The 15799-nt window shown below is 48.7% G+C and carries 15 protein-coding genes; 14 read left to right on the top strand and 1 reads right to left on the bottom strand.

Annotated elements, in window-relative coordinates; genetic code table 11:
- On the bottom strand, nucleotides 1-446 hold a 446-nt coding region (locus T489_RS0107855), incomplete at its 3' end, for a hypothetical protein (RefSeq protein ID WP_031578638.1).
- A gap of 778 nt (nucleotides 447-1224) precedes the next feature.
- Between T489_RS0107855 and T489_RS0107850 the strand changes: the two genes are divergently transcribed.
- From T489_RS0107850 to T489_RS0107780, 14 genes are all read left to right on the top strand, one after another.
- Complete coding sequence (locus T489_RS0107850) at nucleotides 1225-2094, top strand: 4Fe-4S binding protein (protein ID WP_031579504.1); 870 nt, start codon at nucleotides 1225-1227, stop codon at nucleotides 2092-2094.
- Nucleotides 2087-2332, top strand: coding sequence for a sulfurtransferase TusA family protein (locus T489_RS0107845; RefSeq protein WP_031579503.1), 246 nt, complete (start codon nucleotides 2087-2089; stop codon nucleotides 2330-2332). Before T489_RS0107850 ends, T489_RS0107845 begins: the two co-directional genes overlap by 8 nt.
- Before the next feature lie 181 nt (nucleotides 2333-2513).
- On the top strand, nucleotides 2514-3707 hold the full coding sequence (locus T489_RS0107835; protein ID WP_031579502.1) for a glutamyl-tRNA reductase: 1194 nt from the start codon (nucleotides 2514-2516) through the stop codon (nucleotides 3705-3707).
- Nucleotide 3708: 1 nt separating this feature from the next.
- Nucleotides 3709-4287: a precorrin-2 dehydrogenase/sirohydrochlorin ferrochelatase family protein gene (locus tag T489_RS0107830; RefSeq protein WP_051621903.1), complete on the top strand. Its 579-nt coding sequence runs from the start codon at nucleotides 3709-3711 to the stop codon at nucleotides 4285-4287.
- A complete protein-coding gene (hemC, locus tag T489_RS0107825) occupies nucleotides 4284-5210 on the top strand; it encodes a hydroxymethylbilane synthase (protein ID WP_051621902.1) in 927 nt (308 codons plus the stop codon). Before T489_RS0107830 ends, hemC begins: the two co-directional genes overlap by 4 nt.
- On the top strand, nucleotides 5207-6796 hold the full coding sequence (gene cobA, locus T489_RS0107820) for a uroporphyrinogen-III C-methyltransferase (protein WP_031579499.1): 1590 nt from the start codon (nucleotides 5207-5209) through the stop codon (nucleotides 6794-6796). Before hemC ends, cobA begins: the two co-directional genes overlap by 4 nt.
- Before the next feature lie 20 nt (nucleotides 6797-6816).
- Nucleotides 6817-7791 (top strand): porphobilinogen synthase, encoded by a 975-nt coding sequence (gene hemB, locus T489_RS0107815; protein ID WP_031579498.1) that lies wholly within the window; start codon nucleotides 6817-6819, stop codon nucleotides 7789-7791.
- Nucleotides 7792-7804: 13 nt separating this feature from the next.
- The gene (gene hemL, locus T489_RS0107810; protein ID WP_031579497.1) at nucleotides 7805-9079 is read left to right on the top strand and encodes a glutamate-1-semialdehyde 2,1-aminomutase; all 1275 of its coding nucleotides are present in this window, start codon (nucleotides 7805-7807) and stop codon (nucleotides 9077-9079) included.
- 434 nt (nucleotides 9080-9513) lie between these two features.
- A complete protein-coding gene (locus T489_RS0107805; RefSeq protein WP_031579496.1) occupies nucleotides 9514-10593 on the top strand; it encodes a sulfate ABC transporter substrate-binding protein in 1080 nt (359 codons plus the stop codon).
- A gap of 214 nt (nucleotides 10594-10807) precedes the next feature.
- Complete coding sequence (cysT, locus tag T489_RS0107800; RefSeq protein ID WP_031579494.1) at nucleotides 10808-11641, top strand: sulfate ABC transporter permease subunit CysT; 834 nt, start codon at nucleotides 10808-10810, stop codon at nucleotides 11639-11641.
- A gap of 17 nt (nucleotides 11642-11658) precedes the next feature.
- Nucleotides 11659-12480: a sulfate ABC transporter permease subunit CysW gene (gene cysW, locus T489_RS0107795; protein ID WP_031579493.1), complete on the top strand. Its 822-nt coding sequence runs from the start codon at nucleotides 11659-11661 to the stop codon at nucleotides 12478-12480.
- 103 nt (nucleotides 12481-12583) lie between these two features.
- Nucleotides 12584-13744, top strand: a complete 1161-nt coding sequence (locus tag T489_RS0107790) for an ABC transporter ATP-binding protein (protein ID WP_084155463.1) — start codon at nucleotides 12584-12586, stop codon at nucleotides 13742-13744.
- Between the two features lie 19 nt (nucleotides 13745-13763).
- Complete coding sequence (locus T489_RS0107785; RefSeq protein WP_031579491.1) at nucleotides 13764-15476, top strand: adenylyl-sulfate reductase subunit alpha; 1713 nt, start codon at nucleotides 13764-13766, stop codon at nucleotides 15474-15476.
- Nucleotides 15460-15783, top strand: a complete 324-nt coding sequence (locus tag T489_RS0107780; protein WP_031579490.1) for a 4Fe-4S dicluster domain-containing protein — start codon at nucleotides 15460-15462, stop codon at nucleotides 15781-15783. The genes T489_RS0107785 and T489_RS0107780 overlap by 17 nt, the downstream gene beginning before the upstream one ends.
- Nucleotides 15784-15799 lie beyond the last annotated feature (16 nt).

Genomic DNA, 15799 nt, shown 5'->3' with positions numbered 1-15799 from the left:
GACAACAGCTTTTTATGCCTGTTAAACTTACCGAAAATCTGTTCCAGTGTCTTTGTAAGAGAACTGCCTGCCACGATGTTATCCAACGCCCATGTGGCTCCGGCACTGAGTCTTTTCAGATTCAAGGCTTCTCTTAGAGAAATCATCTCATCAATCGGTTCAAACTCATAATCATAGACGTTTCTGGAACCCTTTTGGCCTTTTAAAACTCTTCTGGTAATGAACCCTGCAAGTTCAGGGTGTTCGTCAAGAAATTCAGAATTCCATTCTATGACACCTTCAGTTCCGCCACCGACAATCTTGCCCACGGTTTTATTCTGCCCCGGCACCCTTCTCGGTTGTCTGAGTGTCTTGTCCCAAGTAATCTTATATGTCGTGACATAAGAGTATTTTCCCTGATTGATAATCATAAGAGGAGGTAATTTCGGAGTGTCTGCTACAGCCATAAAATCATCCATATAAACATATAATATATATGTTTATATTATACCGCAAAAAATTATGGAAGTCTTGTATTTTTTGCAACTTCCATTAAATTATTTTTCGTATATGTTTAAAACAACAAAGTTTCGGTCAGTATCGTTAAAGTCTTATCACGATTACTTGAAGCTCCTTTTTATTTTTCTGTAGAATTTACCGTAATCTGCAGTCATTGAATCAGCATCTTCCGATAATCACGATCAGCGTATCCGAAAGTCATATAAGGATTCCGACAGACCGTTTGTCTTTAACGGATGCAGATATTTTGTATCCAGTTTCATATTGACAAAAAATTATAAACAACCTTAAAATATACTAAACTGATTGGTTTTATAGGTATAATTTTTTCAACGCTCTGCAGAAGCCCCATCCTCATTCAAAAAAACTTCTGCGGAAAGCTTGAGCCGAAGCTGAAATGACGCCGGAAAACGAGACTGCGGACACGACAATCAGTGCATTCTGTCGAGATAAATCACCATCTTCCCCCAGTGTCACTGAGCCCCCCGGGGGAAGATGTTTCCACAGTCGCACAGAATACCGTTTCGTACCGTTTTTACACGTCATATGAATTCAGCAGAATCAGTATATGCCGTATTTTACTGTTTCCGCCGAATCATCACTCTGTCCCGAATAACAAAAACAACAATTACAGCTAAACAGAATTACTGACAGGATGGCATAAGATTTTACCATTTAACGGAGAATATCAGACCTTACCGGAACTACACATCAGGAGATATTTAAATGGCAAAGGGTGTTAACTACGCCTTACTTAAAAAAGGCGGATTCATGCGACAGAAGCAGAAAGGCTACTTTTCTCTGCGTCTGCAGGTGGTGGGAGGAAATCTTACCGCCGAAAACATAAGAACGGTATCCGAAGTAGCGGAACAGTACGGTCACGGCTACGTGCACATGACCAGCCGTCAGGGTATTGAAATTCCATTCATTTACGTAGACGACATCGAGGAAGTAAAAGACAAACTTGCCGCGGGCGGAGTTCATCCCGGGGTATGCGGCCCGCGCGTAAGAACCGTCACGGCATGTCAGGGTAACGCAGTCTGTCCGAGCGGATGTATCGACACATCCACCCTAGCAAGAGAACTCAGTGAAAGATATTTCGGCAGAGAGCTTCCCCATAAATTCAAGTTCGGTGTTACCGGCTGCGTAAACAACTGCCTCAAGGCTGAAGAAAACGACTTCGGCGTAAAGGGCGGCATGATTGTTTCATTTGACAGGGAAAAATGCATCAACTGCAAGGTATGTACAAAGGCATGCCGTGAAGGAGCCCTCTCCTTCAGTGAAGAGGAAAAAATCACCAAGCAGGAGTCTCTGTGCAACAACTGCGGCAGATGCGTAAAGTCCTGTCCTGCCGAGGCCTGGACCGGCGAACCGGGATACATTGTTTCCTTCGGCGGTCTGTTCGGCAACAGAATCTTCCGAGGTGAAAACCTGCTTCCGATTATCAGGGACAAGGAAACACTGTTCAGAGTTGCCGACGCCACCATTGACTACTTTGCAACTCATGCAAAACCGAGCGAACGCTTCAGAACGACTCTGGAAAGACTCGGCATAGATGAATTCAAAAAGGTTATTGAGGAGGCTTACAATGGCTGATATACATGCTGATCACGATCTCGACATAACCGATGTTGTCTGTCCGAACACTTTCGTCAAGGCCAAAGTGGTTCTCGAAGAACTTGATGACGGGGAAATTCTGGCAATCCGTATGAATGACGGAGAACCTGTTCAGAACGTACCGCGCTCCACTAAGGATGACGGCCACAAAATACTCGGTCTGAACGATAACGGTGACGGTACCTATACCCTCTATGTAAGGAAGGTAGAGGAATAGTCCCCTGATACAGACGGAAATTCCGGTTTAGCGGCTGGAATTTCCGGATGAAAAAAGTCAACAGAAAAAGTAATTGCAGAAAGATAATAGTATAATAAGCAGTCAGCTGATGGCATGAACAGCGCCATGTTCATGAAATCAGCCGGACATTTTTTCCGACAGCCAGAGCCCATTTAAATTTATGAACACCCTACCAGTATACTGCTTCGGCATTTCATACAGAACGGCAGATGAACGGATCCGCAGCAGGATTTCCGTTGCTCCGGCAGATATTCCCGAGCTGGTAAAAAAATTTACCGGGGAAACCGAAATTGACGGTGCCGTAGTGCTGTCGACCTGTAACAGAACAGAAATTTATTTCACGGACAGGGAACCTGAATCCGTTTCCGGTGAAAGCGAAAAGAATGAAAGAATTCAGAACATCTTCAGCAGACTTGACTCCATACTCTGCGGCTTCACCAATACGGACATTCACGAAATGCGACGTTACCTGAGATACTATTCAGGCATCAGCGCCGTTGAACATCTTCTGAAGGTTGCCACCAGTCTTGATTCCCTGAATCTCGGGGAAAATGAAATCCTCGGTCAGCTGAACAGAGCCTACACCCTCGCACACAATGCCGGCTTTACCGATTTCTACCTGAATCAGATGTTTCAGCAGGCACAGCACTATGCCAAAAAAATCAGGGTAAGAGCCGGATTCAGCAATACCGCAGTATCCTACAGCACCCTGGTATGCAATGAAATAACCACCTTTATGTCCGCAAATGGCATCACATCACCCCGCATCATGCTGATAGGAGCCACCGGACAGCTCGGCTCAACCATTCTTAAAACTCTGAAAAACAGAAATTTCGGAGAAATAACGGTGACATCTAGAAATCATCAGGATTCCGGTGAACAGTTGTGCGGAAACGAAAAGACCATACCCTACGGCGAACGCTACAGACATCTTAGAACCACCGACGTGCTGATAAGCGTTACCTCATCACCGCATTACACCGTTACCTACAATGAATGCCTTCGAGAACTGGCCTCCGGAAAACCGTACCTGTTCATAGATCTGTGCGTGCCGCGCGACATTGATCCGGATCTGGGTAAAACAGACGGACTGACACTGCGTGATTTTTCATATTTTGCCGGAATCATCGAGAAGCACCGCAGACTGAGATCCTCAAAAGCAGTTGAGGTTGCCGGCGATGTCAGAACCGGAGCCATGGAAATACATAACTACATATCGGAAAAAATCAGAAGAAGAAAATCCGGACTGATTGCCTCGGCATACGTTATGGAAAACAGATGCGGTTCTCATGCCTCAGTACTGAACGGTCATACAGGTTCATCATTCACCGGCCAGCAGCAGACAGAGGTGTAGAATGCCCTTTTTTCCCATATTCATAAATCTCGACGGATACAGAATCCTTATTGTGGGAGGAGGCCATGTTGCCTGCAGAAAGGCGCAGCAGCTTGCCGAATATACCCGAAACATTACCGCTGTCTCCCCCGTGTTCACCGGGGATTTTCAGAAGCTTAAAGATCGGATATCCCTGAAACAGAGAGCCTTCTCTTACGACGATCTCCTGAATGCCGATCTGGTGATAGCGGCAACCGATGACGGAGAACTTAACAGCGGAATCTATCGCAGATGTCATGAATCAGGCATACCCGTGAACGTGGTGGACTGTCCTGAAAACTGTGATTTCTACTTTCCTGCCCTGGTGAGAAGAGACGACCTGGTTATAGGGATAACCTCTTCAGGCAGCGCTCCGGGAGTCTCCGGTACCCTCAGAAAAATACTTGATGACAGACTGCCGCGTCATGCGGGAGAATTACTGTCGGAAATAGGAAAACTCAGAAAGAAAATTCTTGCCGAAGGCGGAAGACCGGCGGAAAATCAGGAATACAGCGCTCTCATCGAGCATTTTGCAGAAGAAATTGAAGGTGTTTTCAAGTGACGGAAATAAAAATCGGCACCAGGGGCAGCAGACTTGCCCTTATCCAGACGGAAATGGTAATCAGACGTCTGCAGCAGGAACTGTCAGCAGGTTCTGACCTTTCATTTCATCCCGTAACCTTCACCACCAGAGGAGAAATATTCGGCAGTGTCCCTCTCAGTTCCATAGGCGGACGAGGTGTTTTTTCCGGAGAAATTGAAGAGGCACTGGTTGCAAGGAAAGTTGATCTGGCCGTGCACAGCGCCAAGGATCTACCTTCCGAAGTGCATCCTGACACCGTACTTCTGGCCGTTATTCCGAGAGAGGATCCCTCAGACGTTCTCATCATGCCGAAGGATCGGGACAGCGACATTCCTGAAATCATCGGTACCGGAAGTCCCCGCAGGGAATTTCTCATAAAGAAAATATATCCGGAAGCCGAGTGCAGACTCCTTCGAGGCAACGTGCCCACCAGACTGGAAAAGCTCCGCAGCGGCGAATATGACGCCATAATTCTCGCCGAAGCCGGAATAAAAAGACTCGGTCTTGACCGTGAGGAATGTTTTGACTACATAAAACTTCCACCGGATTCATTCATACCGGCCGGAGGTCAGGGAATCATCGCCCTGCAGGTTCGAAGGGATCACAGGCTGTTCACCTTCCTCGAAAAACTGGTTCACCGCAGAACCCAGACGGCACTTGATGCCGAAAGACTGGTACTCCGGAAAATCAGTGCCGGCTGTCATGAAGCCGCCGGAGTCTATGCCTTCAGCCCCGACACACCTGCGGAAAAAAGCGATAAGCTCATGATTAAGTACTTTCTGTTCCGCGACGGCAGACTGTTCTCTGACAGTATCTCAGGCGATCCGGAAAGATACGCGGATCTTGCTGACAGTCTTCTCAAATCATATTCCGATACCACGTCCCCGGAGGAAAGAACATGACAGGAAAGGTATATCTCATCGGCGCTGGTCCCGGAAGCAGCGACCTGGTAACAGGCCGTGGGCTCAGCCTGCTGCAGAAGGCGGACGTCGTCCTCTATGACTATCTCATTTCCTATCATCTTCTGTGTCAGTGCCGCAGCGACGCCCTGCTCATTCCGGTAGGCAAGAGAGCCGGCCACCACAGTCTTCCTCAGGAGGAAATCAGCCGGGAAATAGGAAGAATGGCGGAAAAGCATGACATTGTCGTGCGCCTTAAAGGCGGCGATCCCTTTGTATTCGGCCGCGGCGGTGAAGAGATTCAGTATCTGCAGGAACACGGAATCCCCTTCGAAACGGTTCCCGGCGTAACCTCAGCCATAGCTGCTCTGTCATCCGCAGGTATTCCGGTAACCCACCGCGGACTGGCACGCAGTTTTCACGTAATCACCGGCAGCACAAAAGACGGCTGTGAGATCAGGGAGCTGGCTCTCTACGCAAAAATGGAAGGCACGCTGATTTTCATGATGTCACATCATAAGATTCCGGAAATTGCCGCCGGACTTACGGAGTACGGCATGGATTCGGATACCCCCTGCGCCATAGTCAGCTCGGGTACATACGTTACCGAAAGACGTGTCAACGCGACTCTCGGGACCGTGGCAGAAGTAATGAAGACCGAGGCTCCTGAACCTCCTGCCGTATTTGTGGTGGGCGAAACCGCCGCTCTTGACATGAGATGCGGCTATGATTCTCTCAGCGGCTGCCGTGTGGGCATTACCGGTTCCACGTCTTTCACCACCAGAATGACGGAGCTGCTCAGGGACAATGGTGCCAGAGTACTTCCGCTGCCTAATCTCAGCATCTCCCCAATCGGACTTTCCGGACCGGAACTTGAAGACATAATCAGTCATGAATGGCTGGTTTTCACCAGTGCCAACGGCGTTGCCGTATTCTTTGACGAACTGACGTCTCACGGTATCGACATCAGATCCCTTGCCGGATGCAGAGTGGCAGCCGTGGGCTCCGGTACCGAAAGCGAGCTCGGAAAACACGGTCTTTTTGCCGATCTGGTTCCGGATGAATACTCGGTTGATGCCCTGGCGACTGTTCTCAGGGATCGGATTCTGTCAGACTGCGGAGGTCATCCGGAGAATGTCAGGGTTGCCGCCCTGCGTTCAACCATGGGCTCGAAATGCCTTGACCGCTGTCTTGCCGAAGCAGGCATCGGATTTTCCGACTACCAGTTGTACAGGCCTCTGTTGCAGAACCTTACAGAAAATTACGATGAAAAGGCAGAAGACGGTTCCCTGTCTCCGGCAAGAACACTTTCCGACGACAGATATCCTGAATACAGTCCCGTGCTTGACTATCTGGTGTTCGGCAGTTCCTCCGGGGTACGCAACTTCATGCCTTATCTCTCAAAGGTAAGGATTGCCGGAGCCCTTGTGGCCATCGGTACGGTAACAGCAGGGGAAATCGGAAAAATCATGGACAGGGACGAAAAACTTAATACAATACCAGTGCTTACGGCAGAAAAATTTTCTGCATCGGGCATACTTGAAACCTTAAGAAAGGACTGGAGAAAATCCCGTCCTTCAGATGAATAACACTCATGGAGTGCAGTTAAATGCGTAACAGATTAAGAAGGCTGAGACAGAATCCCGTCATCAGAAAAATGGTTCGCGAAAACAGTGTGGACACTGATGATCTCATTTATCCCGTTTTCGTTGCCGACGGAGAAAACATCAGAAACCCGGTAAACTCAATGCCGGGAATATTCCAGTACTCACTGGACAGGCTTTCTGAAATAATGGACAGGGTAAAGGCCCTGAAAATTCCGGCAGTACTGCTGTTCGGCATTCCCCTCACCAAGGACGAATGCGGTTCCTCCTCCACGGGAGATCATTCCATAGTCTACAGAGCCGTAAGCTTCATCAGACATAACTACCCGGACATCACGATCATTGCCGACGTATGCCTGTGCGAATACACCTCCCACGGACACTGCGGACTTATCAGCGGCAACAGGATTCTCAATGACGAAACACTGCCTTATCTTGCCTCCATGGCCGTAACCGCAGCCAGAGCCGGAGCTCACATTGTAGCTCCGAGCGACATGATGGACGGCCGCGTGGGCTTTATCCGTGACAGTCTTGACCGTGAAGGATTCAAGGACGTGATGATTATGTCCTACAGTGCAAAATTCGCCTCATCCTACTACGGACCGTTCAGGGATGCCGCCGGATCCGCTCCTAAATTCGGGGACAGAAAATCTTATCAGATGGATCCTGCCAACGGTCGCGAGGCGATAAGGGAAATAGCTTCGGACATTGAGGAAGGAGCCGATTTCATCATGGTAAAACCGGCTCTCGCCTACCTTGACCTCGTAAAAGAGGCCAGGGAGAGATTTCTTCTTCCGGTGGTAACCTATAACGTAAGCGGTGAGTACTCAATGGTAAAAGCTGCAGCTCAGGCGGGCTACATCGATGAAAAACAAATAGTGATGGAAAATCTCATTTCCATGAAAAGAGCCGGTGCCGATCTTATCATCACCTACCATGCGCTGGATGTGGCGGAATGGCTCAACGAATCAGACAATTAACCGGAATACAGATATGCATGAAGAAAAATCAGCAGGCCTGTTCAGGGCCTCGGCGGAATACATTCCCGGCGGAGTAAACAGTCCGGTGCGGGCCTACCGCAGCGTAAACCGCATTCCGAGATTCATAGATAAGGCCAGAGGTTCAAAAATCTATGACGTCGACGGCAATGAATACATTGATTACGTATGTTCATGGGGACCGGCCATTATGGGACATGCCCATGAATCAGTACTTAAGGCTGTACATGACGCCGTTGAAAACGGACTCAGCTTCGGTGCCCCGACCGAAAAGGAACTGAAGCTTGCCAGACTCGTAAACGACATCATGCCGCACATCGAATCCCTGCGTCTTGTCAATTCAGGTACCGAAGCGGTAATGAGCGCCATAAGACTTGCCAGAGGCTATACCGGTAAAAACAGAATCATCAAATTCAGAGGCTGTTACCACGGCCACAGTGACGCCATGCTGGTCAAGGCCGGTTCAGGCGGAATCACCACCGGAGTTCCTGACAGCATCGGAGTCCCGGCCGCCGTGGTGGCCGATACCATGATTGCCGAATACAACGACATCGGATCGGTTGAAAGACTGTTTGAGGCGGCCGGCAATGAAATCGCCGCGGTAATAGTGGAACCGGTGTCAGCCAATATGGGCGTGGTGCCTCCGGCTCCGGGATTTCTGCAGGCTTTAAGGGACATTACCTCCAGAAACGGCACCCTGCTGATTTTTGACGAGGTAATAACCGGATTCAGAATAGCACTTGGCGGTGCCTCAGAGCGCTACGGAGTTATTCCTGATCTGGTGACTCTCGGCAAAATCATCGGAGGAGGCATGCCTATAGGAGCCTACGGCGGCAGAAGGGAAATCATGGAAATGGTATCACCTTCAGGAAAGGTTTATCAGGCGGGAACTCTGGCGGGAAACCCGGTGGCAACCGCAGCCGGCATCGCCACTCTGTCATGGCTTCGTGACAACCGTGATATCTACGCGGAACTTGAGGAAAAAGGCGCAAAAATCGAGGAAGCTCTTAAGAAGCGATTCGGTGACAGCGCATCGGTCAACCGCACCGGATCACTGCTGAGCGTTTTCTTCACTTCAGGGAAAGTAACCGACTATGACGGAGCCACCTCCTCAGATACCGAAAGATTCAGCAGATTCTTCAGTTACATGCTGGACAACGGAGTGTATCTTGCTCCGTCCCAGTATGAGGCATGGTTCATCTCCGCGGCCCATTCCGGCGAAGACATCGATAAAACCTGCAGGCTTATTGAAGACTATCAGGAAAACTAAATCAATCATATCCCGGAACCATACTGCTTTCCGGGATTTTTTTACCCGTAATACAGAATGCCTGCAGACGTTTTTTCAGGCGATGAAGGCAGATCGCCATAATTTATACGTTAAGAACAAAATTTTTTTGCTTAAATTACATCAATTCCCTACAGATCCGATACCTGTTGATACTCATGAGTTTATGAGTAAATCAAATAAACTTCACATTAAAAAACATCGCTGATTCCAGCGAAAAACCACTTGCAGAAAAAAATTTATGTAAATCAGGCTGTTGACAAAAATGTGAGGCAAGTATAAAATTCACAATACCTACTAAACAGATAGGTTATATATTATTAAATAAACATAAACAACGATGCCGTCGGCTATTCACGGCATCGGATTAACTAAACAAATAAACACAAAACAACAGACAATCGGGAGATATCATTATGAGTATCATCAGTAGACGTTTAAGTTCAAGATTTTTATCAGGCGCTCTTACATTAGCAGTTTCAGGCGTTATTTCTCTTGCAGGTTCAGCCGCCTTTGCAGATGATGAAGTGGAAATCACCAACGTGTCATACGATCCGACCAGAGAACTGTACAAAGCATACAATCAGGTATTCACTGACTACTACAAGAAAGCCAAGGGCATAACCGTTAACGTGACCCAGTCACACGGCGGTTCAGGCAAACAGGCTCTTGAAGTGGCAAACGGTCTGGAAGCCGACGTGGTAACACTGGCTCTTGAAGGCGACGTTGATGCGGTACAGAAAGCAGGTCTCATCAAGAAGGATTACGTAAAGGACTTCCCTCTCGACAGCTCTCCTTACACTTCAACCATCGTATTCCTTGTTCGCAGCGGCAATCCGAAGAACATCAAGGACTGGGACGATCTTGTACGCGACGACGTTAAAATCGTAACTCCTAATCCTAAGACTTCAGGCGGTGCCCGCTGGAACTACCTCGCAGCCTGGTCATTCTTTGAAGATGCGGGGCAGAGCGAACAGCAGATTATCGAAAGCATCAGAAAGCTTTACAGCAACGTAGTTGTTCTCGACTCAGGCGCACGCGGTTCAACCACCAGCTTCGTGGAAAACAAGCAGGGTGACGTGCTGATTTCATGGGAAAACGAAGCATTTCTTTCCATCGCCGAATATCCAGGTCAGTATGAAATCGTAGTACCTTCAAAGTCCATTCTGTGCCAGCCTACCGTAGCCATCGTTGATGAAGTCGTAGACCAGCGCGGAACCAGACAGGTTGCCAAGGATTATCTTGACTATCTCTACTCAGACGACGCACAGCGAGTTGAAGCCAAGTGGTACTACCGTCCGTCAAACGAAAAGATTCTCAAGGAATTCTCATCAGCATCCGATTCCAATGTAATCAAGCAGATTCCTGAAGACGGCAAGTGGATTATCACCAACGTCAAGCTTACCAACATCGCCCACTTCGGCGGCTGGAAGAAAACTATTGAAAAGCACTTTGCCAACGGTGCCCTCTTCGATTCCATCTATGAGAAAAAATAATTCTGCATCGTAAACCCAGATACACGCAAATATCTGTTATCCGTGAAGTGAATCAGCATCAGTGCTGATTCACTTCTGAAGATCTTTAACCCGGGTTTTTCAGGAGCATTCACGATACAGACGCAGGTAAAACATCAGAAAACACGGAAATGTGTATCGGGTTTACGGCAGAGCTTCGGTTAAGCTGACTGCTCAATATCCCCGGGAGGGACTCATGTCAAAAAAAACAAAAAGCGTTATTCCAGGATTCGGTATCTCCTTCGGAATCAGCGTCTCCATTCTCAGTCTGATAGTGGTTATTCCCCTGTGCTCTCTGATTGTGTATTCATCTCAGCTTAGCATTTCGGATTTTTGGGAAATCATCACCAGACCGCGAGTTATCGCAAGCTACAGGGTCAGTCTTGTTACCTCGTTCACCGCTTCGGTAATCAATGCCGTAATGGGGCTTATCATGGCATGGGTGCTGGTGCGATACGAATTTCCGGGAAAAAGAATTCTTGACGGCATGATTGAACTGCCGTTCGCCCTGCCTACGGCCGTAGCCGGTATTTCACTGGCACACCTTACCGTTTCAGCAGGTCCGGTCGGTTCATTTTTTGCAAAATTCGGTATCGATATCGCCTATACGAACATCGGTATCACCGTAGCCATGGTATTCATCGGCATTCCTTTCGTGGTCCGCAGCATCCAGCCGGTGCTGGAAAAGGTTGAGGGCGAATATGAGGAAGCCGCATTCATCATGGGAGCCGGCCGCTTTGAAACCTTCTACAGGGTTGTTCTTCCTGAAATCAGGCCGGCTTTAATTGCTGGATTCACCATGGCCTTTGCCCGCTGTCTCGGCGAGTACGGCAGCGTGGTGTTCATCGCCGGCAACAAGCCTTATGAAACTGAAATCGCACCTTTAATGATTATGGGAGAACTTCAGGAATTTGATTATCCTGCAGCCACATCCGTAGCTCTTACCATGCTGCTCATGGCATTCGTCATTCTCTTTGTAAATGCCGTATTCCAGAGCAGGGCTTCAGCAATAATCAGCGGTATCAAATAACGTTTGGAGTAAACATCATGAAAAGAGAAGATCCGAAAATAGTTAAAGCGGTGCTCATCGGCATAACCACGGTTTTTCTTACGGTGATGCTGGTTCTGCCGCTGATCTACGTTATCTATACCGCCTTCCGTTCAGGTCTTGACGCCTTTATCGCGGCGGTAACCGACAAATACGCCCTGCATTCCATCTACCTGACGGTGATTGTTACCCTGATGGCTGTGGCTGTAAACATCGTATTCGGTCTCTATACCGCCTGGGCACTTACCAAATTCTCCTTCAGGGGAAAAAAGTTTCTGTCGACTCTCATAGATCTGCCGCTTACGGTATCTCCAATCATCGCAGGTCTCATATTCGTGCTGACCTTCGGCAGACAGAGCTTTCTCTATCCATATCTCAATGAATGGGGAATAAAGATAATCTTCGCGGTTCCGGGGATCGTTCTGGCAACCGTGTTTGTAACCTTCCCGTTCATCTCAAGGGAAATCGTTCCGGTGCTGAACGCTCAGGGAAGAGACGAAGAGGAGGCGGCGGCGCTTATGGGAGCCGGTGCGTTTCAGATATTCAGACAGATTACCTTCCCTCACATCAAGTGGGCTTTCATGTACGGCGTGGTTCTCTGCTCCGCACGAGCCATGGGTGAATTCGGTGCGGTATCCGTTCTGTCAGGACATCTGAGAGGCAAAACCAACACCATGCCACTTTACATAGAAATCCTGTATCAGGGATACGACTTTACGGGGGCATTTGCGGTTTCATCAATACTGGTGGTAATGGCGATACTGATTCTGATTGCCAGAAACCTTCTGGAACACCGCAGCAAAAACAAATTTTTAAAGTAAACAGATTTTCAAGAATAACGGGAGGCTGAAGTAAGCTGTGAATTCAGAAGAACAACAATGACGAGCCGGTTCTCTGAATTCACAGTCTGACATCAGGAAGCTCATGACAGATATCAAAAACAGCAAATTAACCGACAGTGCCGCAGCCGGTGCTGAAACCGAAAAAAAACTTCAGGCGTCTGATTCAGCCAGACAGCCTTACGTGGAACTCCGCCATATCAATAAAAGCTTTGGTGACTTTCAGGCATCAAACGATGTAAGCTTCACCGTGGAAAAAGGCAGTCTTGTAGGACTTCTGGGACCAAGCGGCAGTGGCAAGACCACCATTCTGAGAATACTGGCCGGTCTGGAAACCGCCGATTCCGGTGAAATCTACATCAACGGCAAGCTTGTGAACAACATTCCGGCCAACAAGAGAGGTATCGGATTTGTATTCCAGAGCTATGCCCTCTTCCGCTACATGACCGTATTCGACAATATCGCCTTCGGTCTCAGAACCAAGAAGGTACCTAAGGATGAAATAGAGGAAAAGGTAAACAGCCTCATTGATCTCGTCGGACTTACCGGTCTCAACAAGCGCTATCCGACCCAGCTTTCAGGTGGTCAGAGACAGCGTGTGGCCTTTGCCAGAGCTCTGGCAACCGAACCGTCTCTCCTGCTCCTTGACGAACCGTTCGCGGCCATTGACGCCAAGGTGCGCAAGGAACTCCGTAGCTGGCTCAAGGATCTCATTCAGCGCGTGGGTATTACCAGCATTTTCGTAACCCATGACCAGAGTGAAGCCATTGAAGTGGCAGACCAGATCATCATTACAAACCACGGTCACGTAGAGCGTTCAGGCTCCCCTATCGAAATCTACAGCAATCCTGAATCCTCATTTGTGACCAAGTTCATCGGTCAGCCGACGATTATTGACAACCCGGGTATTTTCAAGGGCTTCTCAAAAATCAGGGAAACAAAATCAACCGCCGTGCTCCGTCCTGAATTCATCAGCGTAACCAAGCTGAACGAACCGTTCCGCTATCAGATAACCTCTGAAACCGGAATCGTGGAAAAGTCATTCTTCAGGGGCGGAGACTTTGAACTGAAGGTAAGAGTCAACGATCAGCTTCTGACCGTAAACCGACCTATCACTCAGGAACGAATCGTTCCCGGAGAAGAGGTCAGAATATTCATAAGAAGCCTCTATCTTTTGGACGGGGATAAAGCCGTTACGGTACTGAACGACAGTCTTACCAACACCGATTCAACATACATAATCTAATGTTTACAGGTAAGTAACAATGAGCCTCAAAGAAGAAAGAATTGATACCGATCTGCTGATTGTCGGAGGAGGCACCGCCGGATGCTATGCGGCATACATCCTCTCCGGACTTAATCCGGATATCAGAATCACCATAGCGGAAAAAGCCAACATCAAAAGATCCGGATGTCTTGCGGCCGGGGTGAACGCCCTTAACGCCTACATTACCGAAGGTCACGTGCCTGAGGATTACGTAGCCTACGCAGCCGGAGATGCTGAAGGGATTGTCAGAGAGGATCTTCTCCTTTCCATGTCCAGGGAGCTTAACAGCGTAACTCACGATCTCGAGTCTCTCGGTCTGGTTATTCTCAAGGATAAAAACGGAAAATACGTTTCCCGCGGCTGGCGCAACATCAAAATCAACGGGGAAAACATCAAACCGATTCTTGCCAGAGCTGCAGCCGGGAAAAATGTCAGAATCATCAACAACGTGAACATTACAGATCTGCTGTGGACAGATTCTGAAAACAGACGCACGGTAAGAGGTGCCGTGGGGTTTGACGTGCTTTCGCAGAAGGCCTACAGATTCAGAGCCCTGGCCGTACTCATCGCCACAGGCGGTGCTTCCGGTCTGTATCGTCCGAACAATCCGGGATTCTCAAGACACAAAATGTGGTATCCGCCGTTCAATACCGGAGCGGGATATGCCATGGGAATCAGAGCCGGAGCCGAGATGACCACCTTCGAAATGCGCTTCATTGCCCTGCGCTGCAAGGATACCATTGCCCCTACCGGAACAATCGCCCAGGGGGTCGGAGCAAAACAGCTTAATTCCAGAAACGAAATCTACGAACAGAAATACGGTCTGAAAACTTCAGAACGTCTCTGGGGCACCGTAACGGAAAACGCCCTGGGAAACGGTCCCTGTTTTCTGAAAACCGAAGGAATTGACGAAAAAGCCGAAAGCGACCTCTTCCGCGCCTATCTGAACATGGCTCCTTCCCAGACTCTCAAATGGGTGGAAAACGGCACCGGACCTGCCCGCGAAAACGTGGAAATCGAAGGTACTGAACCTTATATCGTAGGCGGTCACACCGCAAGCGGCTACTGGGTGGACGACAGTCGCCGTACATCAGTTATAGGGCTGTATGCCGCAGGTGACGTGGCAGGCGGAGCCCCTCAGAAATACGTGACCGGAGCTCTTGCCGAAGCAAAGATTGCAGCTCAGAGCATCAATGCCTATCTGAATTCATTAAAAGCAGATGACAATGCCTTATCAGCAGGCTTCCCGGACGAAGATGCCGATGCCGTTGTCGCCGCTTACGAAAAGCACCTTTCCCCTGGATCCTCAGCCTTTTCCGTAGAGGAGATAGAGGAAGCGATGCAGAAGATTATGGATCAGTATGCAGGAGGCATCAGTACGGGATACAGATATTCTCTTGCCGGCCTGAAACTCGCCTCTGAAAAGATATCAAGACTCGTACCTCTTTCAGAAAACATCAGGGCGGCTTCAACCTATGAACTGATGCAGATCTACGAGGTAAAGGAAAGACTTACCGTATGTCAGGCTCTTATCGCCCATCTTGAGGCCAGAAAGGAAACCAGATGGCATTCATTCCAGGAAAACGCGGATTTTCCTGACAGGAATGAAAACTTTGAAAAGTACGTGAATTCCCGCTATGAAAACGGAAAATTCCGCATCATCCTCCGTCCACTGATACATGCAGGAGAAAGATATGAGCATCAGAATTGATAAAAGCAAATGTACAGGCTGCGGAGCCTGCACCAGGGTATGTCCCGGCAACCTTCTGCAGCTCACTGAGGAAAAGGACGGCAAAAAAAGCAGCATCCGCTGTTCCCGTGACTGCTGGGGCTGCTGCTCATGCATCAAGGAATGCCGTTTTCAGGCGCTTCAGTTCTTTCTGGGAGCCGACATTGGCGGACAGGGAGCCGTCATGACATTCAAAAAGGCAGGCGGACTCAATGAATGGGAAATCACCCTGCCTGCTGGCGAAAAGAAGACCATTGCGGTGGATCCGAAAAACGCCAATCAGTACTGACCTATGCCTGCGGACG

The sequence above is a fragment of the Ruminobacter sp. RM87 genome (assembly GCF_000701925.1).
Lineage (GTDB): Bacteria > Pseudomonadota > Gammaproteobacteria > Enterobacterales > Succinivibrionaceae > Ruminobacter > Ruminobacter amylophilus.
This window is presented reverse-complemented; position numbering and strand designations above follow the sequence as displayed.

Bases quoted from the DNA above. Each gene is read 5' to 3' on its own strand.
- T489_RS0107850 (WP_031579504.1), top strand. From the start codon at position 1,225: ATGGCAAAGGGTGTTAACTACGCCTTACTTAAAAAAGGCGGATTCATG.
- T489_RS0107845 (WP_031579503.1), top strand. From the start codon at position 2,087: ATGGCTGATATACATGCTGATCACGATCTCGACATAACCGATGTTGTC.
- T489_RS0107835 (WP_031579502.1), top strand. From the start codon at position 2,514: ATGAACACCCTACCAGTATACTGCTTCGGCATTTCATACAGAACGGCA.
- T489_RS0107830 (WP_051621903.1), top strand. From the start codon at position 3,709: ATGCCCTTTTTTCCCATATTCATAAATCTCGACGGATACAGAATCCTT.
- cobA (WP_031579499.1), top strand. From the start codon at position 5,207: ATGACAGGAAAGGTATATCTCATCGGCGCTGGTCCCGGAAGCAGCGAC.
- hemB (WP_031579498.1), top strand. From the start codon at position 6,817: ATGCGTAACAGATTAAGAAGGCTGAGACAGAATCCCGTCATCAGAAAA.
- hemL (WP_031579497.1), top strand. From the start codon at position 7,805: ATGCATGAAGAAAAATCAGCAGGCCTGTTCAGGGCCTCGGCGGAATAC.
- T489_RS0107805 (WP_031579496.1), top strand. From the start codon at position 9,514: ATGAGTATCATCAGTAGACGTTTAAGTTCAAGATTTTTATCAGGCGCT.
- cysT (WP_031579494.1), top strand. From the start codon at position 10,808: ATGTCAAAAAAAACAAAAAGCGTTATTCCAGGATTCGGTATCTCCTTC.
- cysW (WP_031579493.1), top strand. From the start codon at position 11,659: ATGAAAAGAGAAGATCCGAAAATAGTTAAAGCGGTGCTCATCGGCATA.
- T489_RS0107790 (WP_084155463.1), top strand. From the start codon at position 12,584: ATGACAGATATCAAAAACAGCAAATTAACCGACAGTGCCGCAGCCGGT.
- T489_RS0107785 (WP_031579491.1), top strand. From the start codon at position 13,764: ATGAGCCTCAAAGAAGAAAGAATTGATACCGATCTGCTGATTGTCGGA.
- T489_RS0107780 (WP_031579490.1), top strand. From the start codon at position 15,460: ATGAGCATCAGAATTGATAAAAGCAAATGTACAGGCTGCGGAGCCTGC.